Origin of the sequence: Thiocapsa sp. (assembly GCF_011390875.1) — a bacterium.
GTDB lineage: Bacteria > Pseudomonadota > Gammaproteobacteria > Chromatiales > Chromatiaceae > Thiocapsa.
Genome location: NZ_JAABRP010000223.1, coordinates 1 through 379 on the forward strand (window position 1 = coordinate 1; position 379 = coordinate 379).

At 65.4% G+C, this 379-nt stretch carries 1 pseudogene; it reads left to right on the forward strand.

The features are described 5' to 3' along the window. A pseudogene (locus tag GPT33_RS15685) lies at positions 1 to 379 on the forward strand (WD40 repeat domain-containing protein); the annotation flags it as partial.

A 379-nucleotide genomic window follows, 5' to 3' on the forward strand; every position in this document is an offset into this window, starting at 1 on the left:
ACCACCGTGCGACTCTGGGACGTCGCCACCGGCGCGGCACTCTGGAGCCAAAGCGGTCACAGCAGCCTGGTCTACAGCGTCGACTTCCAGCCCGGCGGGGAGCTGCTCGCCTCCGGGAGCGAAGACGGCACCATCTGCATCTGGACATCCGCCGACGGCACCCTGGTGCGCACTATCGAAGGACATCCACAGTACGTGCAAGGCGTGGTCTTCTCGATCGACGGCACGCGACTGGTTTCTGGCAGCCGCGATTGCACGATGGCGGTCTGGGATGTCGACTCGGGCGAGGAGCTGCTGCGTCTCGACGTCATCAACAACGGCATCAACAGCACCCAGTTCAGCCCGGACGGCAGCCGCCTCCTGCTCAGCAACGTCGACG